This window comes from Streptomyces sp. NPDC044921 (assembly GCF_056432865.1).
Genome location: NZ_JBWKIF010000012.1, coordinates 12,324 through 34,927, shown reverse-complemented (window position 1 = coordinate 34,927; position 22,604 = coordinate 12,324). Strand labels below are relative to the sequence as shown.

The 22,604-nt window shown below is 74.0% G+C and carries 23 protein-coding genes; 12 read left to right on the top strand and 11 right to left on the bottom strand.

The annotated features are described in order from the left end of the window. Nucleotides 1–282: 282 nt before the first annotated feature. A complete protein-coding gene (locus AC07DA_RS19945; RefSeq protein ID WP_479129494.1) occupies nt 283–1,410 on the top strand; it encodes a magnesium and cobalt transport protein CorA in 1,128 nt (375 codons plus the stop codon). Between the two features lie 33 nt (nt 1,411–1,443). Here AC07DA_RS19945 and AC07DA_RS19940 read toward each other — a convergent pair whose 3' ends face one another. Both AC07DA_RS19940 and AC07DA_RS19935 read right to left on the bottom strand, forming a co-directional pair. Next, nucleotides 1,444–1,875 carry a CBS domain-containing protein gene (locus AC07DA_RS19940; RefSeq protein WP_479129493.1) on the bottom strand — a complete coding sequence of 144 codons (432 nt, stop codon included), beginning with the start codon at nt 1,873–1,875 and terminating at the stop codon, nt 1,444–1,446. A 108-nt stretch (nt 1,876–1,983) separates the two neighbouring features. Next, the gene (locus tag AC07DA_RS19935) at nt 1,984–2,616 is read right to left on the bottom strand and encodes a nucleoside/nucleotide kinase family protein (RefSeq protein ID WP_479129492.1); all 633 of its coding nucleotides are present in this window, start codon (nt 2,614–2,616) and stop codon (nt 1,984–1,986) included. A 100-nt stretch (nt 2,617–2,716) separates the two neighbouring features. Between AC07DA_RS19935 and AC07DA_RS19930 the strand changes: the two genes are divergently transcribed. The 3 genes from AC07DA_RS19930 (at nt 2,717) to AC07DA_RS19920 (ending at nt 5,919) form a co-directional block, all read left to right on the top strand. Continuing rightward, nucleotides 2,717–3,415 carry a DUF2293 domain-containing protein gene (locus AC07DA_RS19930; RefSeq protein WP_479129491.1) on the top strand — a complete coding sequence of 233 codons (699 nt, stop codon included), beginning with the start codon at nt 2,717–2,719 and terminating at the stop codon, nt 3,413–3,415. Nucleotides 3,416–3,785: 370 nt separating this feature from the next. Continuing rightward, the gene (locus tag AC07DA_RS19925; RefSeq protein ID WP_479129490.1) at nt 3,786–4,265 is read left to right on the top strand and encodes an anthrone oxygenase family protein; all 480 of its coding nucleotides are present in this window, start codon (nt 3,786–3,788) and stop codon (nt 4,263–4,265) included. Nucleotides 4,266–4,428: 163 nt separating this feature from the next. Next, on the top strand, nt 4,429–5,919 hold the full coding sequence (locus tag AC07DA_RS19920; RefSeq protein WP_479129489.1) for a glutamate synthase subunit beta: 1,491 nt from the start codon (nt 4,429–4,431) through the stop codon (nt 5,917–5,919). 33 nt (nt 5,920–5,952) lie between these two features. Here AC07DA_RS19920 and AC07DA_RS19915 read toward each other — a convergent pair whose 3' ends face one another. After that, the gene (locus tag AC07DA_RS19915) at nt 5,953–6,438 is read right to left on the bottom strand and encodes a carboxymuconolactone decarboxylase family protein (RefSeq protein ID WP_479129488.1); all 486 of its coding nucleotides are present in this window, start codon (nt 6,436–6,438) and stop codon (nt 5,953–5,955) included. A gap of 47 nt (nt 6,439–6,485) precedes the next feature. On the opposite strand from AC07DA_RS19915, the gene pdxR reads away from it, so the two are divergent. Further along, nucleotides 6,486–7,898 (top strand): MocR-like pyridoxine biosynthesis transcription factor PdxR, encoded by a 1,413-nt coding sequence (gene pdxR, locus AC07DA_RS19910; RefSeq protein WP_479129487.1) that lies wholly within the window; start codon nt 6,486–6,488, stop codon nt 7,896–7,898. Nucleotides 7,899–7,935: 37 nt separating this feature from the next. Here the strand turns inward: pdxR and AC07DA_RS19905 are convergent, their stop codons facing one another. From AC07DA_RS19905 to AC07DA_RS19895, 3 genes are all read right to left on the bottom strand, one after another. After that, nucleotides 7,936–8,748: an SAM-dependent methyltransferase gene (locus AC07DA_RS19905; RefSeq protein WP_479129486.1), complete on the bottom strand. Its 813-nt coding sequence runs from the start codon at nt 8,746–8,748 to the stop codon at nt 7,936–7,938. Between the two features lie 134 nt (nt 8,749–8,882). Continuing rightward, a complete protein-coding gene (locus AC07DA_RS19900; protein ID WP_030246665.1) occupies nt 8,883–9,137 on the bottom strand; it encodes a DUF397 domain-containing protein in 255 nt (84 codons plus the stop codon). Then, a complete protein-coding gene (locus tag AC07DA_RS19895; protein WP_479129485.1) occupies nt 9,138–9,998 on the bottom strand; it encodes a helix-turn-helix domain-containing protein in 861 nt (286 codons plus the stop codon). Nucleotides 9,999–10,216: 218 nt separating this feature from the next. Here AC07DA_RS19895 and AC07DA_RS19890 point away from each other — a divergent pair, with 218 nt between their 5' ends. From AC07DA_RS19890 to AC07DA_RS19880, 3 genes are all read left to right on the top strand, one after another. Further along, complete coding sequence (locus AC07DA_RS19890; RefSeq protein WP_479129484.1) at nt 10,217–11,017, top strand: ATP-binding protein; 801 nt, start codon at nt 10,217–10,219, stop codon at nt 11,015–11,017. Next, on the top strand, nt 11,014–11,442 hold the full coding sequence (locus AC07DA_RS19885) for a hypothetical protein (RefSeq protein WP_479129483.1): 429 nt from the start codon (nt 11,014–11,016) through the stop codon (nt 11,440–11,442). Before AC07DA_RS19890 ends, AC07DA_RS19885 begins: the two co-directional genes overlap by 4 nt. Before the next feature lie 287 nt (nt 11,443–11,729). Next, nucleotides 11,730–13,685 carry an ABC transporter ATP-binding protein gene (locus tag AC07DA_RS19880; protein WP_479129482.1) on the top strand — a complete coding sequence of 652 codons (1,956 nt, stop codon included), beginning with the start codon at nt 11,730–11,732 and terminating at the stop codon, nt 13,683–13,685. 30 nt (nt 13,686–13,715) lie between these two features. Here the strand turns inward: AC07DA_RS19880 and AC07DA_RS19875 are convergent, their stop codons facing one another. The 3 genes from AC07DA_RS19875 to AC07DA_RS19865 form a co-directional block, all read right to left on the bottom strand. Further along, entirely contained in the window at nt 13,716–13,898 is a 183-nt protein-coding gene (locus AC07DA_RS19875) for a hypothetical protein (RefSeq protein WP_479129481.1), read from the bottom strand. Nucleotides 13,899–14,056: 158 nt separating this feature from the next. After that, nucleotides 14,057–14,746: a DUF899 domain-containing protein gene (locus tag AC07DA_RS19870; RefSeq protein WP_479129480.1), complete on the bottom strand. Its 690-nt coding sequence runs from the start codon at nt 14,744–14,746 to the stop codon at nt 14,057–14,059. Nucleotides 14,747–14,866: 120 nt separating this feature from the next. Beyond that, entirely contained in the window at nt 14,867–16,231 is a 1,365-nt protein-coding gene (locus tag AC07DA_RS19865) for an amidohydrolase (protein WP_479129479.1), read from the bottom strand. Nucleotides 16,232–16,365: 134 nt separating this feature from the next. Between AC07DA_RS19865 and AC07DA_RS19860 the strand changes: the two genes are divergently transcribed. Further along, nucleotides 16,366–17,313 carry an endonuclease/exonuclease/phosphatase family protein gene (locus AC07DA_RS19860; RefSeq protein WP_479129478.1) on the top strand — a complete coding sequence of 316 codons (948 nt, stop codon included), beginning with the start codon at nt 16,366–16,368 and terminating at the stop codon, nt 17,311–17,313. A gap of 120 nt (nt 17,314–17,433) precedes the next feature. Here AC07DA_RS19860 and AC07DA_RS19855 read toward each other — a convergent pair whose 3' ends face one another. Further along, complete coding sequence (locus AC07DA_RS19855; RefSeq protein ID WP_479129477.1) at nt 17,434–19,326, bottom strand: FUSC family protein; 1,893 nt, start codon at nt 19,324–19,326, stop codon at nt 17,434–17,436. 311 nt (nt 19,327–19,637) lie between these two features. Between AC07DA_RS19855 and AC07DA_RS19850 the strand changes: the two genes are divergently transcribed. From AC07DA_RS19850 to AC07DA_RS19840, 3 genes are all read left to right on the top strand, one after another. Beyond that, nucleotides 19,638–20,600, top strand: coding sequence for an expansin EXLX1 family cellulose-binding protein (locus tag AC07DA_RS19850; RefSeq protein ID WP_479129476.1), 963 nt, complete (start codon nt 19,638–19,640; stop codon nt 20,598–20,600). A gap of 134 nt (nt 20,601–20,734) precedes the next feature. Next, on the top strand, nt 20,735–21,136 hold the full coding sequence (locus AC07DA_RS19845) for a RidA family protein (RefSeq protein ID WP_479129475.1): 402 nt from the start codon (nt 20,735–20,737) through the stop codon (nt 21,134–21,136). A gap of 57 nt (nt 21,137–21,193) precedes the next feature. Beyond that, nucleotides 21,194–21,877 carry a gamma carbonic anhydrase family protein gene (locus AC07DA_RS19840; protein ID WP_479129474.1) on the top strand — a complete coding sequence of 228 codons (684 nt, stop codon included), beginning with the start codon at nt 21,194–21,196 and terminating at the stop codon, nt 21,875–21,877. Here AC07DA_RS19840 and AC07DA_RS19835 read toward each other — a convergent pair. Further along, nucleotides 21,872–22,600: an aspartate/glutamate racemase family protein gene (locus tag AC07DA_RS19835; RefSeq protein WP_479129473.1), complete on the bottom strand. Its 729-nt coding sequence runs from the start codon at nt 22,598–22,600 to the stop codon at nt 21,872–21,874. The genes AC07DA_RS19840 and AC07DA_RS19835 overlap by 6 nt on opposite strands. Nucleotides 22,601–22,604 lie beyond the last annotated feature (4 nt).

Genomic DNA, 22,604 nt, shown 5'->3' with positions numbered 1-22,604 from the left:
CGATCATCCCAGTTGTCCTTCTTGTCCGGAACGGTCGACGCTCCCATGGGCACCACGGACGACGAAGACCACGCCGACGCCCGGTTCCTTCTCCGCAGAACCACGCGGCTGCGGCACGCGTCGATGTGGCAGGGCGTCAGCGCCGGCACGTCGTTCGTCCACAGCCGGGAACCAAGCGGAATGGGTCGTTTCCACAGGCTTACCCGCAGCTCACGCGGGCCTGGCAGACTGGCGGGCCAGGGCGCAGGGACGGCCCGAGGAGTTCCACGCAAGGAGATCCGGATGTCCATGGCAGGGAATCTGCGGAAGGTCACCAGCCTCGGCGGGGTCGGTGGCCTGCGCAAGGTGGCTCGGCTGGCCCGGCGGCGCCCGCGCGTCGACCTGAGCCACCCGGCCCGCTCCCCGCTGGGCTCCTCGGTGGTCAACTGCGTGTCGTACCGGGACGGCGTCCGCACTCCCACGCGCGGCGATCTGGTGGATGTCGTGGAGCGGGTGCGCAAGCACCGGGAGGGCTTCGTCTGGCTCGGCCTGCACGAGCCGACGAACCAGGAGTTCGCGGGCATCGCCGAGCTCTTCGACCTGCATCCCCTGGCCGTCGAGGACGCGGTCGAGGCCCACCAGCGCCCCAAGCTGGAACGCTACGGCGAGACGCTGTTCGCGGTGTTCAAGACGGTCTGCTACGTCGAGCACGAGGAGCTCACGGCCACCAGCGAGGTGGTGAACACCGGCGAGATCATGGTGTTCGTCGGCCACGACTTCGTGATCACGGTGCGGCACGGCCGGCACGGCTCGCTCGGCCCGTTGCGCGAGGAGCTGGAGTCCGACCCCCAGCAGCTCGCCAAGGGCCCCTCCGCGGTGCTGCACGCGATCGCGGACCACGTGGTCGACGACTATCTGTCGGTCACGGACTCGGTGCAGCTGGACATCGACCAGGTCGAGACGGACGTGTTCGCACAGGACGGCGCGCGGGCCGACCCGGGCCGCATCTACCAGCTCAAGCGTGAACTGCTCGAACTGAAGCGGGCGGTGGTGCCGCTCAGCCGGCCGCTGGAGGATCTCGCCACCCGGCCGATCCGCGCGGTCGACCCCGAGATACAGGCGTACTTCCGCGACGTCTCGGACCACCTGCTGCGGGCGAAGGAGCAGATCGCGGCCTTCGACGAACTGCTCAACTCCATCCTGCAGGCGCACCTCGCGCAGGTCACGGTCGCGCAGAACGAGGACATGCGGAAGATCACGGCGTGGGCCGCGATCATCGCCGTCCCGACGATGGTCTGCGGGGTGTACGGCATGAACTTCGATCACATGCCGGAGCTGCACTGGAGATACGGCTACGGCATGGTCGTCGGCGTCATATCCGTGGCGTGTCTGTCGCTGTACCGGATGTTCCGGCGCAGCGGCTGGCTCTGACGCGGGCCCGGCCCACCGAGGGCAAGACGTGGATCAGGCCATGGTCGTGTTCCTGGCGTAGACGCCCTCGGCGAAGGAGGCGATCTGGTCGCCGGCCAGGTGCCGGGCGAGGTCGGATTCGCTGATCATGCCGACCAGGCGCTTGTCCTGGATCACGGGCAGGCGGCGGATCTGGTGCTCGCGCATCTCGCGGAGCACCTCGCCGACGTCGGCGTCCGCGTCGATCCAGCGGGGCGTGCCCTTGGCCATCTCACCGGCGGTGATCCTGGCGGGGTCGTGGCCCACGGCGACGCAGCCGACGACGATGTCGCGGTCGGTGAGGATGCCGCAGAGCCGCTCGTTGTCGTCGCTGATGGGCAGGGCGCCGACGTTCAGCTCGCGCATCAGCTGGGCGGCGCGGTCGAGGGTTTCGTGGGCGGGGATCCACTGGACGCCGCGGTGCATGATGTCTCCGGCGGTGGTCATGGAGTACCTCCCTGTGCCGGACGGCCGGCGCGGCGCGGGAGGGCACCGCGAGTCCCGGCGTCCTTCATTCTCGCCGCGCCACCGGACGCCCGCACACGGAGACACCGATCAGCCGCTCCAGGCGGGATGGCGCGGATCGTCCGCCCGCACCAGCACGTCCGCCGTACCCGCCGGGTCCGTCTCCCGCTCGTAGCGTTCGAAGGCCGGCAGGGTCCAGTGCCGGTCCTCGGGGGTACGGCGGCGCAAGGCGCCCGGGGAGAGGAGGACGTGGACGCTCAGGTCGAAGGGGAACCAGTGCCGCAGGAGGAAGGGACCGTGCAGCAACAGCAGGCCGCCTTGCGGAAGTTGGACGTAGGGACTGCGGGTCGCCCGGTCCGCGGCCGGGTCCCACAGGTCCGGCAGGACGCGGCCGTCACCGCCGGCTTCGAGAGGCCCGAAGACCTCGCGCCACAGCGCGCCGGTGTCGTACCAGCCGCTGTAGTAGGCCTCCACCTCCCGGTGGCCGTACTCCAGTCGCACGGAGGCGGGCCGCAGGAAGCCCTCGGTGCCGACGACGAGCGAGGAGCGGCCGCGGACGCGCAGCGCCTCACCCACGCGGCGGGCGAGGTCGCCCGGGTCAGCCGCCGGGGCGCCGTCGAAGGCGATGCGCGGCCAGGGACTGCCGTCGGCGGGCTTCAGGTCGAGCAGGCGCTCGGCGAGCAGTTCGCCAAGCCGGTCCCAGGTGATCGCTTCGAGTCGCACACGGCCCATGATGCGTCAGGCCTCGACACGGCCGCCGGGAGGTTCCCACGTGGCCCTCCCACCCGCGTGGTGCGCGCTGCCGCCGGGGAATGAACCCGATATGGCCGCTCGCGCGACGCTCCCGCCCCACTCCGGACTTCTCGTGTTCCAGCCGTTGAAGCGGCGGCACTGCGCCGAGTGCCGGCGAGGGCCGCTGTCCCTGCTCGTCCTGGAGGACGGCAGCCCGCGCTGCCTCGACTGCGCCGACCTCGGCCATCTGGTGTTCCTGCCGCGCGGCGACACCGCGCTGACACGCAGAGCGCGGGAGGAGAGCGCGCTGTCGGCGGTGGTGGTGCGGTTCAACCGGCGCAAGAGCCGTTACGAGCGGCAGGGTGTCCTGGTGGAGGAGGCGGCGCTGGCCAGGGCGGAGCAGCGGTGTCTCGCGGACGCCGAGGCGCGGCGGCGGCGCCGGGTCCGGGACGCGCGGCGGCGCGCTGCCCAGGACGCCGTGTTCGCGCAGGCGTTCACCGCTGCGATACTCCGGCTGCTTCCGGGCTGCCCGCCCGACCGGGCGCGGGCCATCGCCGCGCACGCCTCGGAGCGGGGCAGCGGGCGGGTGGGCCGCAGTGCGGCGGGGCGGACGCTGACCGAGGGGGCGGTGCTCTCGGCGGTCGCGGCGTCCGTGCGGCATCTGGACACGCCGTACGACCGGCTGCTGATGAGTGGTGTGCCACGGCACGAGGCACGACGGCGGATCGCACCGGCGGTGGAGACGGTGCTGAGGGGGTGGACGGAGGCGGGGCTCGGCTCCACGGGGTGACGGAGAGGGCACACCGGCGGCCCGACGGCAGCGGCGGCAGCGGCAGCAACGGTGCCCCTCCCCCGTTCCCCATCCCCTTCCGCTTCGCGTCCGTCCCTCCTCTGACCGCGGCTGTCCGGGGGCCGCGGACGTACGGGACTGGGGGAGCAACGGGGGCCCGCGGACGTACGGGGCCTGTTGGACGCGCCGGAGGGCCGTGGACCTACGCGGACCCCTGGACGCACGCGGACCCGTGGACGCACGCCAGCCCGTGGACGCACGCGCATGCCCCCGCGCCGCTCGGCCATGGGCACGGGGTTGGGGCGGCTTTTCACTAGGTGTGGTGGCGGTGCCGGGCAGGGTTCCGGCTCGACGGGTGGGAGAGGCTGACATGATCGACGGACCGTACTTCTGGCTGACGGTGCTGGGTGTGCTCGGGACCGGCCTGGTGGCCGGGGTGTTCTGCGGCTTCTCGACGTTCGTCATGCGGGGCCTCGCCGCGCTGCCGCCCGCGCAGGGGGTCGCCGCGATGCAGGCGGTCAACGTGGCCGCGGTGACACCGCCCTTCATGGTGCTGTTCCTCGGTTCGGCCGTGCTGTGCGCGGTGATCGCCGTCGTCACGTTCGTGTTGTGGCCGGAGGAGGGGACGGTGGAGCTGCTCGTCGGCAGTGCGTTGTACCTGTTCGGCTCGTTCGGGCTCACGATGGTCGCCAACGTGCCGCGCAACGACACGCTGGCGGGGCTGGAGCCGGGCACGTCCGAGGCGGCGGCGTACTGGCCGGCGTACATACGCGAGTGGACGCTGTGGAACCACGTCCGCACGGTGGCCTCGGCCGGAGCCGCCTTGGCCTACGTCCTGGCACTCACCTGATCCCCGCCCCGGCCCGCCCGCCCCCGCCTTCCGGGCCCGGTCCCGGCCCTCACCCCTTCGCCCCGCGGCGCCAGGCAGCGGTCCGGGGACGGACGTATCGTGACGGGAGGAGTGCCGCCCGACGACGCACGGCCTGTCACCCGCGCACGCAAGGAACACGGCCATGGCCGATCCCAAGGGTTTCCTGACCACGCCCCGCCAGGACTGGCCGCGCAGGCCGGTCGAGGAGCGGGTGCGGGACTGGGACGAGGTCCACGTCCCGGGGGCGCTGCTGCCGATCATCGGCGGACAGGCCGACCGCTGCATGGACTGCGGCATCCCCTTCTGCCACGAGGCCTGCCCGCTGGGCAACCTGATCCCGGAGTGGAACGACCTGGTGTCGCGGGCGGACTGGCGGGCGGCCGCCGACCGGCTGCACGCCACGAACAACTTCCCCGAGTTCACGGGCCGGTTGTGCCCGGCGCCGTGCGAGGCGGGGTGTGTGCTGGCGATCAACCAGCCGGCCGTGACCATCAAGAACGTCGAGTGCGCGATCGCCGACCGGGCCTGGGAGGAGGGTTTCACGCCGCCGCGGCCGCCGGACCGGCTGTCGGGCAGGACGGTCGCGGTGATCGGTTCGGGACCGACCGGGCTGGCCGCCGCGCAGCAGCTGACCCGGGCCGGGCACACGGTGGCGGTGTACGAGCGGGACGACCGGCTCGGCGGGCTGATGCGGTACGGCATCCCCGCGTTCAAGATGGAGAAGCGCCACCTGGAACGGCGGCTGGAGCAGATGCGGGCCGAGGGGACCAAGTTCCGCACGTCGACGACGGTCGGGCGGGACATCGGCGCCGGCGAGCTGCGGAGCCGCTACGACGCCGTGGTGATCGCGACGGGCGCGACGGCCTGGCGCGACCTCCCGGTGCCGGGGCGCGAGCTGACGGGTGTGCACCAGGCGATGGAGTACCTCCCGCTGGCCAACCGGGTGTGCGAGGGCGATCTGGACACGTCCCCGTTGTCGGCCGCCGGGAAGCACGTCGTCATCGTCGGCGGGGGCGACACCGGCGCGGACTGCCTGGGCACGGCCGTGCGGGAGGGCGCCGCGTCCGTGACCCAGCTGGACATCTACGCGCTGCCGGACGCGGAGCGCGACGAGGACACCGAGCCGTGGCCGACCTACCCGATGCGCGTCTACCGGCTGTCCGCCGCGCACGAGGAGGCCCGTGATCTGCGGACCGCCCCGGTCGCGGACGCGGACGCGCGGCTGTTCGCGGCGTCCACCCTGCGCTTCGACGGCGACGCGCGGGGGCATGTCCGCTCGCTGCACCTGGTGGAGGTGGACGAGCGGCGCCGCCCGGTGGACGGCACGGGACGGACGCTCCCCGCCGACCTCGTGCTGCTCGCGCTCGGCTTCTCGGGGCCGGACCGGCAGGACGGGCTCGTGGACCAGCTGGGCCTCGAGCTGGATCCCCGGGGCACGATCGCGCGGGACGCCGGGTTCGCCACCAACGTGCCCGGGGTGTTCGCCGCGGGGGACGCCGCCCGGGGACAGTCGCTCATCGTCTGGGCGATCGCCGAGGGGCGGGCGGTGGCGGCCGCCGTGGACCGTCATCTGACGGGCAGTTCGGCACTGCCGGCGCCGATCGGGCCGTACGACCGGCCGATGGCGGTGTGACCACCGGGCCGGACTCCCGGTGCTCCGCCCCCCTCAGCGCTCGTCCGTCCCCGCCACCTTCCGCGTGGACAGCGCCACCCGGTTCCACGTGTTGATCGTGAAGATCAGGGCGAGCACCTGGGCCAGCTCCCGCTCGTCGAACCGGGCGGCAGCCTCGGCGTAGACGTCGTCCGGGACGCCCGCGCCGGCCACCAGCGTCACCGCCTCCGTGAGGGCGAGGGCCGCCTGCTCCCGCTCGGTGAAGAAGTGCCGGGCCTCGCGCCACACGGCGACCATGTGCAGCCGGTCCTCGCGCTCTCCGGCCTTGCGGGCGTCGTTGGTGTGCATGTGGAGGCAGTACGCGCAGTGGTTGAGGTGGGAGGCGCGGATCTGGATCAGTTCCACGAGGGCCGGGTCGAGGCCCTCGCGGGCGGCGGCGTCGAAGGCGACCAGGGCCCGGAAGGCCTTCGGGGCGGCCTTGGCGAACTCCAGCCGGGGCGTCTTCACGGGGGTGTGGTGCGAGCTCGTGTACGTCGTCATGCCGTTCAACCTACGGGCCGGAAAGACCCACGATAGGGTGCATTTTCATGACGGATTCGTGGGTCAATGCGGCGGAGCGGATCGGGTCCGACCTGCATCTGGAGCTGTCCGGTCCGGGCGGTCGGCGGGCGGCGCTGATCCGGGCCCTGCGGGAGGCCGTCCGCAGTGGACGGCTGGCTCCGGGGACCCGGCTGCCGCCGTACCGGTCGCTCGCCGCGGACCTCGGCGTGGCCCGCAACACGGTGGCGGACGCGTACGCCGAACTCGTCGCGGAGGGCTGGCTGACCGCGCGGCAGGGCTCGGGCACGCGGGTCGCGGAGCGCGTGGCACCGCTGCGGGCCGCGGGCCGCGGGCCCGGACGGGCGCCCGCACGCGCGCGTGTCCCCCGGCACGATCTGACGCAGGGCACCCCGGACGCCTCGGCGTTCCCGCGCACGGCCTGGCTGGCCTCCTACCGGCGGGCCCTGCAGCAGGCGCCCCGCGAGGTGTTCGGGCCGGGCGACCCGGCAGGCCGCAGGGAGCTGCGGGAGGCGCTGACCGAGTACCTCGCGCGTGCCCGGGGCGTACGGACCGAGCCGGACCGGGTGGTGGTCTGCTCCGGCTTCGCGCACGCGCTGCGGCTGCTGTTCGGCGGGGGTGTGCTGCGCGGGCCCCTGGCGGTGGAGGCGTACGGGCTGGGGTTCCACCGCGAGGTCCTCGCGGCCGCGGGGGTGCGGACGGTGCCGCTGCCCCTGGACGAACACGGCGCCCGGGTGGACCGGTTGGGGCCCGAGCGGGCCGTGCTGCTGACGCCGGCGCACCAGTTCCCGACCGGCGGCCCGCTGCACCCGGCGCGCCGGGCCGCCGTGGTCGACTGGGCGCGCACGCGGGACGGGCTGGTCCTGGAGGACGACTACGACGGGGAGTTCCGCTACGACCGCAAGCCGGTCGGCGCCGTCCAGGGCCTCGACCCCGAGCGGGTGATCCACATCGGCTCGGTCAGCAAGAGCCTGTCCCCGGCGGTGCGGCTGGGCTGGATGGTGCTGCCGGAGCGGTACGTCGGGGCCGTGCGGGCGGCCAAGGGGGAACGGGAGGCGTGGGCGAGCGTCCTCGACCAGTTGTGCCTGGCGGACTTCATCGCGTCGGGGGCGTACGACCGGCACGTGCGGCGGATGCGGCAGCGCTACCGCGGCCGCCGGGACCGGCTGGTCGCGGCACTCGCCGAGCACGCGCCGCACATCGGGGTGACCGGTGTCGCGGCCGGGCTGCACGCGGTGCTGCGGCTGCCGCCCGGGACCGAGGCGTCCGCGGTCAAGGCCGCCGCCTGGCAGGGCGTCGCGCTCGACGGCCTGGCCGCGTTCCGGCACCCGGAGACGGACATGCCGGTGGACGACGGGCTCGTCGTCGGGTACGCGACCCCCTCGGAGCACGCCTACGGGCCGGCCCTGGAGGCGCTGTGCGGTGCACTGCCGCCGCCCTGACCGGCCCGTGGAGCGGGAGGAGCCGGAGCCCGAGCCGCTACGGCTTGCGGGCCACCGCCCCGTACCCCGGGATCACCCCGTCGTCCTGCCCGGGCACGGGCTCACCCAGCTCGGGGTGCCAGTGGTGGGGCACCTCGACGCCGGGCTCGACGAGGTCCAGGCCGTCGAAGAAGCGGGTGAACTCCTCGCGGGAGCGCAGGGCGAGGGTGACCCCGGCGGCTCGCATCTTCGCGGTGGCGGCCGCGGACTCCTCCGGGGTGAAGTCGGAGGTCGCGTGGGTCATCACCAGGTAGCTGCCGGAGGGCAGTGCGGCGAGCAGCCGGCCGACCAGGTCGTGCGCGCCGTCCTCGTCGGAGACGAAGTGCAGCAGCGCGATGAGCGACAGCGCGACGGGCCGGGTGAGGTCCAGGACCTTCCGCGCGCCCTCCAGGATGGCGTCCGGATCGCGCACGTCGGCCTGGAGGTACTCGGTCGCGCCCTCGTCCGTGCCGCGCAGGAGGGCCGCCGCGTGGGCCAGCACGATGGGGTCGTTGTCGCAGTAGACGACCCGGGCGTCGGGGGCGATCTCCTGGGCGACCTGGTGGAGGTTGGGCTCGGTCGGTATGCCCGTGCCGATGTCCAGGAACTGGCGCACGCCGTTCCGGGCCAGCCAGCGCGTGGCCCGGTGCATGAACGCGCGGTTGACGCGCGCCATGACCGGCACCCGGGGGTCGAGGGTGAGCATCTGACGGCCCATCTCCTCGTCGACCGGATAGTTGTCCTTGCCACCGAGGTACCAGTCGTACATCCGCGCGGGATGGGGTCTGGTCGTGTCGATCCTGACGGCCGACGTGGGGTCCTGCCCGGTCATGAGGCACTCCATAAGGCACAGAGGGTGGTCACTTCAGCACCAGTGATTCAGTATCGGCGATGCGGCTGCGGCTGCGCGGCCCCGGCGACGCGGCACCAGCCGGATCAGGTCGAGCGTGAGCAACGGCGAGCACGTCAGGACAGCAGGAAGTCCGCCTCCCCCGCCTTCGCCCCCTCGATGAAGGCGGTCATCTCGGCGGTGGTGTAGATCAGCGCCGGCCCGTCCGGGTCGGTGGACTGGCGGACGGCGATCCGGCCGTCGGCGAGCTTCATCGCCTCCAGGCAGTTGCCTCCGTTGCCGCCGCTCCACGGCTTGTGCCAGCCTTCGCTGCCCAAGTCGCGCGCGGGCATGCCGTTGTAGACGTGTTTGCGCGGCTTGATGCGATCCATTCACAGCTCCTTGCGGAGATCCCGGAGGATCTCCTTCGTGCGATGTGCCGTGGCGGCCTGCGCCGCCATGCGGTCCATGACCTCGAGGTGGGTCGCCACCTCGGCGCGCGCGTCCAGGTAGACCGCGCCGGTCAGGTACTCGCTGTAGACCATGTCCGGCAGTTCGGGCATGGCGAATCGGAACAGCACGAACGGTCCGTACGTGCCCGGGTGCGGCCCGGCCGCGAAGGGGGCGATCTGCAGCGTCACGTTGGGCAGCGCGGTCGCCTCCAGCAGTCGGTCGATCTGGGCGCGCATCACCTCCGGGCCGCCGACCGGGCGCCGCAGCGCGGTCTCGTCCATCACGACCCACAGCCGGGGCGCGTCCTCGCGGGTGAGGAGCTGCTGGCGCTGCATGCGCAGGGCGACATGGCGCTCGATGTCCTCGGGCCGGGTCTGGCCGATGGCGCCCGAGCGGAGCACCCCGCGCGCGTAGTCCTCGGTCTGCAACAGCCCGGGGACGAAATGGGGTTCGTAACTGCGGATGACGCCGGCCGCGCCCTCCAGGCTCACGTACATGGAGAACCAGCCGGGCAGGATGTCGTGGAAGCGCTGCCACCAGCCGGGCTTGTTCGCCTCCTCGGCCAGCTGGACGAAGGCGTCGGCCTCCTCGTCGGAAATCCCGTAGGCCTTGAGGAGCAGTTGCAGGTACGGGATTTTGAGCCCGACCTCGGCCATCTCCATCCGGCGGACCGTGGCGGGGGCGACGCGCAGGATGCGGGCGGCCTCCTCGCGCTTCATCCCGGCGCGTTCCCGCAGGTCCAATAGGCGTCGGCCGAGAACGACCTGGCCGACCGTCGGCGCGGACCGCGGTTCGCTCACGCTCCACCTCCACGAGAAGTCCTGACGAGCCGGCCACAGAAAGAACGCTGACAGCCCTGCGGCGCCATTCGAAGACCTTTTCGAAGAGCGAATTCGAGCACAGCATTTCGAACACTTCTTCGACGATCTCAACTGGCGCCGCGCGGGGTGCTGTTGCGAGCAGTGTGCCACGCCCTTCCAGACCGTCACACCGCACTCTGCAATTTTCAGAGTGACACTTGCCAAGTGTTCACGCCGGGGCGATAGTGGCAAGCGTGATTCCGTCCGCGCCCTTAGGAACAGACGCCGCCGCAGGCCCCCTCGGGCTCGGCGCCGCCGCGGGAGCAGGCCCCCTCGGGGCGGCTGCCGGGCGCCGGTTCCGTTTCGAGCTGGCCGCACATCCGGGCTCTCCCGCGCAGGCCAGACGCCTGACACGGGCCCGGCTGACCGGCTGGTCGGTGTGCGAGGACACGTGCGACAGCGCGGCCCTGGTGGTCTCCGAGCTGGTCACCAACGCCATCGTGCACACGGCGAGCACCCGCATAGTGTGCGAGCTGCACGACGGCGACGACCTGGTGCGGATAGCCGTGCGCGACGAGGGCTGCGCCCCGGGCCAGCCCCACGCCGCCAGCCGGACCCGGCCCGAGGAGGAGCACGGGAGGGGACTGCTCCTCGTCGACGCCCTGTGCCACGCCTGGGGTGCCCACGAACACGGGCCCGGGCTGCTGGTCTGGGCCGAGCTGCCGCGCACGGCGGACACCCCGGACGACGGCGCCGGGACCTGGAACGACCTGGACTGGAGCGGCGCCCTGGACGACCCGGAGCTCAAGGACCCCCGCGTCGACGCCGGCCACCCCGGCGCCGTCGGCCCGGACGCACCCCGCAACGACCTCGGCTGGGGCGCGCGCCCCAAGCGCGGCCCGTCCGACGACCCGGGCGACGGCGAGGACACCCACCAGGCACGGCATCGGACCCACCCGGATCCCGCCGCCCCGGAGGTCCCCCCGCAGGAGCGGCGCCGAGAGCGGGGACCGGCATGAGGCCCGGCGGCCGGGTCCTGCACCTGGACACCCTGGCCCGCCTCCGGCGCGCGCAGCGCACACCGCTCCCGGTCCTGCGCCTGCCCGTACCCGAGGGCATGACCACCCCGCTGGGCTGCGACGCCGTGGCGATGCCCGCCCACTTCGGCCCGCTGATCATGCCCCGTCTGCCCCGCGTGGGCTGCGTCTACGCCGACGCCGCGCACTGGTGGTGGCTGGTGCCGTCGGACTCCGACCACGCCCTGGAGTGGCCCGCCCCCGCGCGGTACGCCGCCGGAGCGGTCGTGTCGGACGTGCCGGAGATGCCCCGGCTGATCCACCGGCCGGACGGCACGTTTCCGTACACCCCGCCGATCCCCCTGTATCTGACCCTGTGCCGCGTGACGGGGACGGCTCCCGCCTGGTCACGGCCGGTCAGCGCGTAGGCACGACCCACCCCGCGTCGATCCGCCCCCTCCTCCCCCGCACCCGAGCCATCGCCCCTCCCCCACCCGGGCCGCACCCCTTCTGCCGGGCCGAGCCCGCGGCACACCGCCGTCACCCCCGCCCCACCTCCCGCGCCGTCGCGGGCCTCGGCACGTCACGTCGTGCGCCCGCGCGCATCCGGCGCCCCGGGCTGCGCCCTGCCCCGGCCGTCTCCGCCCCGCGATAGTGGCCGCTCACGAGCCGGGACGAACCGGGGCGGCGGGACGAGCGGGGAGGTCGGTCGACGGTGGCGAAGAAGCGGACCGCGCCGGAGGTGTCCGAGTCGGAACGGCTGCTCTTCGGCGGGCCGCTCCGCTACGACATGGGCTGGAACCAGCACGCCGAAGCGTTCCTCGAACTGAGCTTCCGCGCCATGGTCACCCGGCTCCCCTCACTGCTGGCGTCCAGCCTCCGGCTCGCCCGGCAGGCCGACCCGGGCGCCGCGCGCGTCGTGCTGGCCGCCGAGGCGGGGCGGGGCGTGGCGCAGGCCGTGAGCCTGCTCGCCGTCAACAGCGTGCTGGCCCGGCTGATGGTCGCCGGCCCCATCGAGGACCGGCTGCGCGGGGCCGTCCCCGCGCTGGTCACGGTGGCCGCCGTGATGCTGCTGGCGGCCCTGCTGCGAGCCGCCAGCACCTACGCCACCGGCCGCCTGGAACCCAAGGTGGAGCGGGTCGCGACCGAGCGGTACCTGGAGCGGGCGGCGGTCGTGGAGCTGTCCGCCATCGAGGACCACGCCTTCCACAAGCTGCTGGACACCGCGCAGTACGGGGCCGCCTCCGCCCGCCGGATGATCTCGTACGGGACCCGCGTGATCAACGCGATGATCTCGCTCGTCGCGGCCGCCGGCGTGCTGACCGTGCTGCACCCGGCCCTGCTGCCGCTGCTGGCCACGATGGTGCTGCCGAGCGCCTGGAGCGCGCTGACCGTCGCCCGGCGGCGCTACGAGTCCTTCCACGCCTGGGTGCAGCACGTCCGGGCCGGCCGGCTGCTCGGCAACCTCCTCATCGAGCCGGAGGCGGCCCCCGAGATCCGGGTGCACGGAGTGGGCGCGTTCCTGCTGCGGCACTTCCGCGCGATGTCGGAGACGGCGGAGGCCGAGCAGGCCCGGCTCGCCCGGCTCGCCGCCCGTACCGGCCTGATCGCGGCGGCCTGGACCGGCCTCGCGACCGTGGCGACGTACGCGACGCTCGGCTGGCTGCTGCTCGCGGGGGCGATGGCCCTGTCCGTGGCGGGTACGGCCGTGATCGCCATCCGCACCGGCTCGCAGAGCCTCGACACACTCGTGGTGGAGGTCAACGCGCTGCACGAGGAGGCGCTCTTCGTCGGTGACCTGCACCGGTTGTACGCGGAGGCGGCTGAGCGGGCCATCCCGGCGGGGGGCCGGGCGCTGCCGGAGGACCCGCGCGAGATCCGCTTCGAGAACGTCACGTTCCGCTACCCGGGGGACTCGGCCCGTCCCGCCCTGGACGACGTCACGCTCACCCTGCCGCTGGGCCGGATCGTGGCACTCGTCGGGGAGAACGGCTCCGGCAAGACAACGCTGGTCAAGCTGCTCGCCGGACTGTACAAGCCGGACCGGGGGCGGATCCTGTGGGACGACGTGGACGCGGCGACCGCGGACCGGCACCGGCTGGCCGAACGGATCGCGATGGTCGCGCAGGACTTCAAGAGGTGGCCCTTCACGGCCCGGGTGAACGTCGCCCTGGGGCGGCCTGCGGCGCCGATCGGCGAGGAGCGGCTGGCCGCGTCGATCGCCGAGGCCGGGGCGGAGCCCGTGATCGCGGATCTGCCGCGCGGGCTGGACACGCTGCTGGCCCGCAACTTCTCCGGCGGGCACGAGCTCTCCGGCGGCCAGTGGCAGCGGCTGGGCATCGCCCGGGCGGCCTACCGCAGGGGCCGCATCCTGATCGTGGACGAGCCGACGGCGGCCCTGGACGCCCGGGCCGAACTGGAGGTCTTCGAGCGGATCCGCGCCCTGGCCGACAGCGGTCAGACGGTCGTGCTGATCACGCACCGGCTGGCGTCCGTACGCCACGCGGATCTGGTGCACGTCCTGGACCAGGGGCGGCTCGTGGAGTCCGGGACGCCGGACGAACTGCTGAAGTCCGGCGGGCTGTACGCCGAGCTGTACGCGCTCCAGGCGGAGCAGTTCGCCGCGCCGGCCCCGCCGGCCGGGAAGGTGCCGGCCCCGAAGGCGGGCTGAGGACGCCCGCCGAACACGGAGCCGCACGGGTCAGGCGGTGGCGTCGGCGCCGTCCGCGCTGCGCACGATGACCAGGAACATGTCCGATGCCAGGTCCATGACGACCTCGGCGGGCAGGCCCTCAAGACGCCGCGCCTGCGCGAACTCCTCCGCCGGCCAGGAGCCACGCGGCCCGCCGGCGGGAAAGCGCTCGAGCACCGTTCGCCCGTTCACCACCCTGCACCTCCATGTAGCGCTGCACTCGTAGAGTTAAACGCCAACCATGGGGTGAACGGCTCGGGAAGTGATGGTTCTGAGACGTAGTTGACACGCGTTCACCGTCAAGTGTGAGCGAATTCTCAGCCGCTTGGCTGATTTGCTCACTTTGCGTGTCAGTCGTCGTACTCGTCGTGATACCGGACACGCTCACTGCCCGCAGGAGCCCCGAGAGCCGACGCGCGCCCCTTGGGCTCTTCCCACTCCTCCTGCCGGCCCAGGGCGGTGAGGTCCAGCAGGCTGGTGGTCGAGCCGAGGCCGTCGAGGCCGCGCTCGTACGTCGAGTACGTGTGGAACACGCGGTCGCGGTCCCGCAGGAAGCAGCTCAGGCCGGGCCGCTCGACGAGCTCGCCGTCGCGTTCGAGCGTCACCTCGAAGTCGCGGTTGAAGTCGCTGCCGTACGACGAGTACCAGGGCAGCGACCAGCCCATCCGCGCCTTGAAGGGCAGGATCCTCGGGTACGGCGCCCGGGACACGGCCGCGAACGACGTGCCACGCGCCGCGAGATGAGCGAGATGCCCTACTTGGTCCAGGAATGCGGAACAGCTGCGGCACCCGGCGTCCCACTCGGGCGCGAACATGAAGTGGTAGACGACGAGCTGGTGCCGGCCCTCGAACAGGTCGAGCAGGGTCGCCTTGCCGTCCCCTCCCTCGAAGACGTACTCCTCGGCGATCTCCACCATGGGCAGTCGGCGCCGCTCGGCGTTGAGCGCGTCCCGCGCGCGGGTGGCGGCCTTCTCCTTCACCAGCAGTTCCGCGCGCGCCGCGCGCCACTGCTCGCGCGAGACGATCTCCGGAAGCGACATGGGCCCTCCTGTGACAACGGTCCGTCCGGGGTGGTGACCGACGGGAGGAGCGGAACTCATCGCCGCCCGGGCAGGTCCCCGGAGAAATCCCGGACGACGTCCCGCCCCCCTTGAGGGGGCTCAGGTGTCGTACTCCTGGACGCGTCGGCCGTGGCTGCGGTCCACGAGCGCGGGCAGCCGGTCCTCCAGCTCCTGTACGACCGCCGGCACGTCGATGCTCAGCAGCTCGCGGTCCCGCATCAGGATCCGTCCGTCGACGATCGTGGTGCGCACGTCGGCGGAGCGGACGCTGTGCACGAGGGTGGCGGCGAGGTCGTGGACCGGCCGGGTGTGCGGCCCGGTGAGGTCGACCAGGATGAGGTCGGCCCTGTGCCCGGGCGCGATCCTGCCCACCACGTCCCCCAGCCCCACGGCCCGGGCGCTCTGCAGGGTGGCGTGGTGCAGGGCCTGGCGGGAGGTCAGCCAGCGCGGATCGCCCTCGGCCGACTTCTGGACCAGCGAGGTGAGGGCCATGGACTCCCAGACGTCGAGGGAGTTGTTGGAGGCGGCGCCGTCGGTGGCGAGCCCCACGTCGACGCCGATGTCGCGCAGCGCGCGCACCGGTGTGGTGTCGGGCCAGGCGAACTTGAGGTACCCGCGGGGCGCGCTGGCGACGGCGGTACGGCCGCCCGCCCGTTCCAGCAGGGGCAGGTCGCGGTCGGCGATGCCGGTGCCGTGGGCGAGCAGGACGTCCGTGTCGAGGATGCCCGTGCGGTGCAGGACCTCGATGGGGGTGGCGCCGCGGCGGGCGAGGCTGGTCTCCGTCTGGGCGCGGTTCTCGGCGGCGTGCAGGTGCACGGGCAGGCCGTGCTCGCGGGCGAGGCCGGCGGTGGCGGCGAGGTCGGTGTCGTCGACCGTGTAGGGGGCGTGGGGCGCGAGGGCGGTGGTGATGCGCCCGCCGGCCGAGCCGCGCCGGCGCAGCGCGAAGTCCAGGGAGCGCTCACGCCCTTCGCGTCCCTGGGGGGAGAAGTAGGCCTGGCCCAGCAGCGCCCGCATGCCGCACTCGGCGACCACGTCCGCGACCGCGTCCATCGCGAAGTAGTGGTCGGCGAAGCAGGTGACGCCGGCGCGGATCATCTCGGCGCAGGCCAGCCGCGCCCCCAACGCGACGTCGCGGTCGGTGAGGTTGGACTCCACCGGCCAGACGACGTCGTTGAACCACTCCTCGGTCGGCAGGTCCTCGGCGAGGCCGCGCAGCGCGACCATCGGCGCGTGCGTGTGACAGTTGATCAGGCCCGGCAGGGCCACCTGGCCGCGGGCGTCGACGCGCTCGGCGGCGGGCAGGTCCGCGACCGCCCCGCTGCCGGTGACCGCCTCGACGATCCCGTCGCGTACGACGATCGCGGCGTCCTCCCGGAACCCGATCCGCTCTTGATCGTCGTGCACGAGGACCGTACATGCGCTGATGATGAGCTCGGCGGGACTGTCCGCGGCAGAAGGCGTCATCACGCCAACGTACGACGAGGTCGTAGGGCGGTATGAGCCGAACCGCACTTCTCGCCGCGGCTCTGTCGCGGGGCGGGCCGGGCGCGCACCCTGGCCCCACCACCCCGCCGGTCGGCTTCGGAAAGGAGCCCGGCATGCTCCTCGGCACCTGGAACCTGGAGAACCTCTACCGGCCCGGCGGCCCGTACGGCCCGGGGGACGAGGCCGCGTACGGGGCGAAGCTCGCCGCCCTGGCCGCCGTGATCACGGAACTCGACCCGTACCTGCTCGGCGTGCAGGAGGTGGGCGACCCGCAAGCCCTCGAGGACCTGGCCGGGATGCTCGACGACGACTGGCACACCGTCCTGTCCGAGCACGCGGACAGCCGGGGCGTACGGGTGGGGTTCCTCAGCCGGGCGGAGCCGACGGTGCTGGCCGACACGGCCGGGTTCCCGGCCGAGGTGCGGCCCGTCCAGGTCGACGACTCCGGGGCGGTGGTGACGGCGGCGGGGCGGGGCGTGCTCGCGGTGGAGGTCGGGGACGGGCCCCTGCGGGTGGCCGTCTGCCACCTGAAGTCGAAGCTGCTGTCGTACCCGGACGGCCGCTTCCACCCCCGCGACGAGGGCGAACGCGCCCGCTACGGCGCCTACGCGCTGTACCGGCGGGCGGCGGAGGCGACGGCCCTGCGCGCCCTCGCGGACGAGTTGCTCGACGGGGACGGGCAGGGCAGGGACGTGGCGGTACTGGGCGACCTCAACGACGAGGCGCAGGCCGCGACCACGCAGATCCTGCTGGGCCCGCCCGGCTCGGAGATCGGCACGCCGGGCCACGACCGGCCGGACCGGGGCGACGCGGCACGCCTGTGGAACGTGGCCCCGCTCATCCCGGCCGGGCAGCGCTGGTCCCGCGTCAACTCCGGGCGGCGGGAGCTGATCGACCACGTGCTGCTGAGCCACCGCCTGGTGCGCCGGGCCTCGGCGGCGGGCACGGGCCTGCCCGGCGAGGGCCCGCCCGCCCTGCCCTCGGTCGGCCCCGACCCCGGGGAGCGGCGGGGCGCGCCCGGCTCGGACCACGCGCCGGTGTGGGTACGGATCGACGGCTGAGCAGACGGGTGCCGGACCGCGCCACCCGGTGACGCGGCGGCGCGGCTGTGCCGGCCGTGCCGACCCTGCCGGCCGTATCGGCCGCGCCGGTCGCACTGGTCGCGCTGGCCGCCGGGTGTGCTACCCCGCGAGGGACGGGCGGGGTGGGCGCAGGCCGAGGCGTTCCGCCGGGGCGGCGAGTTCGGTGAGGACCGCGGCCAGCCGTTCCCGGTGGCGGGGGCCGATCCGGCCCGTGTCGTCGAGATGCACCGCGCAGGCGGTGGTCGTGTCGACGAGCCGTTCGAGGAGGGCGGCCACCTCGTCCGCGCCCTCGGTGTGCCGGGCGAGGGCGGGCAGTTCGTGGGCGGCGAGGGAGACGGCCGTACGGGCCTCGGCGAGGGTGCGGTACGCCTCGCGGCGCAGGGTCCAGCGGGTGGCGCGGTGGTCGGAGGGGGTGCCGGCGCTGCCGATGCGCGGGGCGTCGGCCTCGTCGAGGACGTGGGTGAGGTAGGCGTACGCGGCCTCGCTCGCCGCCGCGAGCCGGGCGCGTACTCCCCCGCCGCGCTGCCCGGGCATCGTCAGGTGGCCGGCGATCAGCACGATCGCGCAGGCCAGCAGCGTCTCGCCGATCCGGCCCGCGGAGGCCTGCGGTTCGCCGCCGACCATGACGAGCGCGAGGACGAGGACGGTGACGACGGCCGTCTGGGCGGCGAAGTGCCGCGTGGCGACGGGGATCAGCGCGCCGCTGAGGGCGACCAGCGCGATCAGCCCCTCGGGTCTGGGCAGGACCGCGGCGAACCCGGCGAACAGGAGCGCGCCGAGCACGGTCCCGGCGGCCCGGTTCAGCACGCGGGAGGCGAGCGGCCCCAGGTCGGGCTTGACCAGGAAGACGGCGGTGGCGGGCAGCCAGTACCAGTGCTCGTGCTGCCCGTACCACCGGCTCTGGTGCAGGGCCTGGGCCACGGCCGCGCTGGCCCCGAAGCAGAGGGCGACGCGCAGCCCGTACTCGCGTCCGGCGTCTCCGAAGGCGGCGCGCAACCGGTTCCCGGTGGACCGGGGCCGGGTGTGCAGGTCCCCGCCCCGGCCCTGGTCGAACACCTCGGCGGCGTGCAGCAGGGCGTCGTCGAGGGCGCGCAGGGCGGGCGCCGAGCGGGAGGGAGCGGGCAGGGGCCCGGTGTGACTGTTGCCGCGTACGGCGGCGGCGAGCCGCCTGGGGCCCTCGGAGGCCCGCTCGGACACGGCCTCCTCCGCCCAGGCCAGCGCGGTGGCGGCCTCGGCGAGGGGCAGGGCGGCCGCGTACTGCGCGTGCAGCCGCCGCTCGGCGGCGGAGGAGGCGTACCGCCGCAACCGGGGTCCGGCCAGGGCGTCCTGGGCGTGGTCGAGGGCGGCGGTCAGCGCGGCCCGGCGGCGGATGGCGTCGGGCCCGCCGACGGCGTCGAGGAGCTCGGCGACGGCGTCGTACACCCCGGCCACCGCTGCACGCTCCCCGTCGAACCGGAAGTCCCCGGCGAATGACCCGGGCGTGGGCAGCGCCAGCCGCAGGCCGAGCAGCCAGCCGGCGCCGGCGAGGAAGGCCAGCGCGCGTTCCCAGCCCGGATCCGGCAGGGGCATCCCGGCCCCGACCGCGACGCCGACGAGCAGCTGTGTGCCGGTGGCGGACGCGACGGGTCCCACCGCGCTGATCCCGCCGGCGACCAGCCCGACGACCGTGAACAGCGCGGTGAGCACGACCGCGCCGGTCTCCTGCCCGGCGTAGGTGCCGACGACCAGCCCCAGGGCACCGCCGAGCGCGGGCACCCCGAGCCGCTTGACCGAGGCCCGCCGGCTCCCGGGCCGGTCGTTGATCCCGGCGAGCATGGCGGCGATGGCGGCGACGACTCCGAGGGTGGTGTGCCCGGTCCCGACGGCCACGAGCAGCAGCGGCCCGGCCGACAGGGCTCCCCGTGTCACCGCGTTCCAGGGCACCGGGCCCCGCTGAGCGCGCAGGGCGTGCGCGAGCCAGGGCGGGAGGTGCGGGGCGGGGCGGCGGGACACGGGGCTCCTGTCGTCCGGTCGGAGGCGGGGGTGGGCCTTCGGGCGACGGTGGCCGGGGCGTGGTGTGACCTCCACGGTAGGCGGGGTTCCCGGAGGGAAGGTTTCCGGAACGTGACGGACGACCTCGACGGCCGCGTTCTTTATGTACGCAATCCCCTGGATACACGGTCCCGTGGCCCCGCGGCCCCCGTGCCGTGACCGGCGTGGCGTGACCGGAGTGCCGTCCACGGCAACCTTCCCGGGCCCGGTGGCCACTGACGAGTCGGAAGCGCGCGTCTCCCGAACCGCGCAAGGACTCGAAGGGCTCATCCGTGGCACCCGCATCCCACCGCCGTCCCCGTCGTCCGCGTGAGCGGCGCACGGCGCTGCTCTGTGCCGCCGCCGTGGCGGTGGTGGGGCTCGTCGTCTCCCTCGTCGTGGCGCTCCGCCCCGGCGGTGCGCCGGACACCGTCCGTACGGCGGCCGGCTCCGAGGTCCACGGCCGCCGGAGCGGCACGCCCACGGCCGGCAAGCCGGCGCCCGCCCCGGAGGCGAAGCCGGAACCCTCCACCGCCTCTCCCACCCGGACGCCCCCGCCGGCCGCCACCCCGGCGCGCCGCTCGCCCGCCCCCACGCCGCGGACCCCGGCACGGCAGGCGTCCGGCCCGGCGCCGCTCGCGGGCCGCGTCGAGCCCGGCGTCACCTACCGGGGCATCGCCACCCACTACGACGCCGCGGACGGTGACGGCGCCTGCTCGTACGGCCCGAGCCCCGACCTCATGGTCGCGGCGATGAACCACACCGACTACGAGACGTCCGCGGCGTGCGGGGCCCACCTGCTGGTCCGCGCGGCGAACGGCGCCTCCGTCACGGTCCGGGTCACCAACGAATGCCCCCTGCCCTGCGCCCCCGGGCAGCTGGACCTCAGCAAGGAGGCGTTCGCGAAGCTCGCCGGGCTGTCCGCGGGCCGGATACCGATCAGCTGGAGCCTGCTGAGCCCCGCCACCTCCGGCACGATCTCGATCCGCTACAAGACCGGCTCCAGCCGCCACTGGTGCGGCATCCAGGCCCTGGGGCACCGCAACCCCCTGGCCCGCCTGGAGGTCCGCACCGGCGGCGGCTGGCAGCGGCTGACCCGCACGGAGTACAACTACTTCCTCTCCCCCGACGGCACCGGCTGCGGCGGCCCCCTCCGGCTCACCGACATCCACGGCGAACAGCTCACCGTCGACGGCGTCACCGTACGCCCGGACGCGCTACAGCCGACCCGCGTCCAGTTCGCGCGGGCCGGCTGACGGCACCGTCCGCTCCCCCGCCGGACCCGGCACGGCGAAATACGGGTGCGCTCGGACGGCCGGGACACGCATGATCGGCAGGTTGCCCGGTTGCCGTTTCCGCAGCGTCGTCGTGCGCAGATCGGAGCCCTCACGTGATCCGCCGTGTCACCGTCCCGAGCCTCTTCCCGCCGCCCGCCTACTCCCACGTCTCGGTCGTCGAGGCCGGCGCACGGCTGGCCTTCCTCGCCGGGTCCGTGCCCCTGGACGCCCGGGGGGAGGTGGTCGGCCCCGGGGATCCCGTGCGGCAGGCCGAGCAGGTGATCAGCAATCTGCGCGAGCAGTTGCGCGCCGTCGGCAGCGATGTGGAGCACGTCGTGACGACCGACGTGTACGTGGTGAGCAGCGAACCGTCGGTCCTGTCCGCCGTCTGGGCCGTCGTCGAGGCGTCGGGGCTCAGTGCCGGTCCGCACTCCTCGACGCTGATCGGCGTGGCGTGCCTCGGGTACTCGGGACAGCTGGTGGAGATCACGGCCACGGCCGTCGTTCCCGGATAGGCGGCGACCGCCGCCCGGCGGACCGCCCGCTTCAGGACCGCCCCTTGGAGGACCGCCATGTTGATCGAGCATCGCGGGCAGCGCCCCGTCGTCCCCGAGTCCGCGTACGTCGCCCCGACGGCCGTGCTGTGCGGGGGCGTCGTCCTCGGTGAGCGCAGCCGGGTGCTGCACGGGGCCGTGCTCACCGCCGAGGACGGGGAGGTGCGGGTGGGCTCGGACGTCGTCGTCATGGAGAACGCGCTGGTGCGGGGGCGGGCCCGGCACCCCGCCGTGCTCGGTGGCGCCGTGCTCGTCGGGCCGCACGCGCACGTCAACGGCGGCACGCTGGAGGACGAGGTCTTCGTGGCCACCGGCGCCTGCGTCTTCCCCGGGGCCGTCGCTGGCGCCGGGTCCGAACTGCGCATCCACAGCGTGCTGCACGTGAACTCGGTGCTCCCGCCCGGCACCGTCCTGCCCATCGGCTGGATCGCGGCGGGAGCACCCCGGGCGCGGCTGTTCGCGCCCGGCGAGCACGACGAACTGTGGCAGATCCAGGAGGCGCTGGACTTTCCCGGGACCGTGTACGGCGTCCCGCGCGGCACCTCGATGCGCGAGGTCATGGCCCGCCAGGTGGATCTCTACGGGGCCCACCACGACGACGTCGCACTCGATGCCCCGTCCGGCGCCCCGGGAGACGGCGAAGGCCCGTCCGACGTCGCACACGACGGCCCGTCCGACGTCACGGGCGACGGCCCCTCATGAGCCGCCCCCGTCCGCCCTCCCCCACACTCTCCGTTTCGGCAGCGGCTCGGCGTAGCTGCCCACCCGGCTGGTCGTCAGTCCCAGCGCCACCAGCGACTCCGCCAGTTTCACCGCCGCCGCGACGCCGTCGACGACCGGCAGGCCGAGCTTCTCCCCGACCGCGCGCTGCAGGCCGGTCATGCCGGCACAGCCCAGCACCAGCACCTCGGCCCCGGCCGCGCACGCCCGCTCGGCGGCGGCGAGGAACGCCGTCTCCGTGCGCTCGTCGTCAGTGAGGTCGAGCACGTTCAGGCCCGTGCCGACGACCGCGGCGCAGTTCCGCGCGACGCCCGCCGTCTCCAGGCTGTCCTCGATCTGGCCCCGGGACCGCTCCAGTGTGGTGACCACCCCGTAGCGGCGGCCCAGCAGGCAGGCCAGATGGGCCGCCGCCTCGGTGATGTCGACGACCGGGACGTCCACCAGCTCCCGTACGCCCTCGCGCCCGTGCTCCCCGAACCCGGCCATCACCACGGCGTCGTACGGCGGCCCGTCGTAGGTCCGCAGGGTGTCCAGGACGGCCGCCGCCGACAGGTAGCTGTCGAGCCAGCCCTCCGCGGAGGCGGGCCCCCAGGCGGGGGTCAGTCCGGTCACGGTGGTGCCCGGGCCTGCGGCGGCCCGGGCACCTCGCACGATCTCCTCGGTCATCTCCTGCGTGGTGTTGCAGTTGGTGACGACGATCCGCACGTCT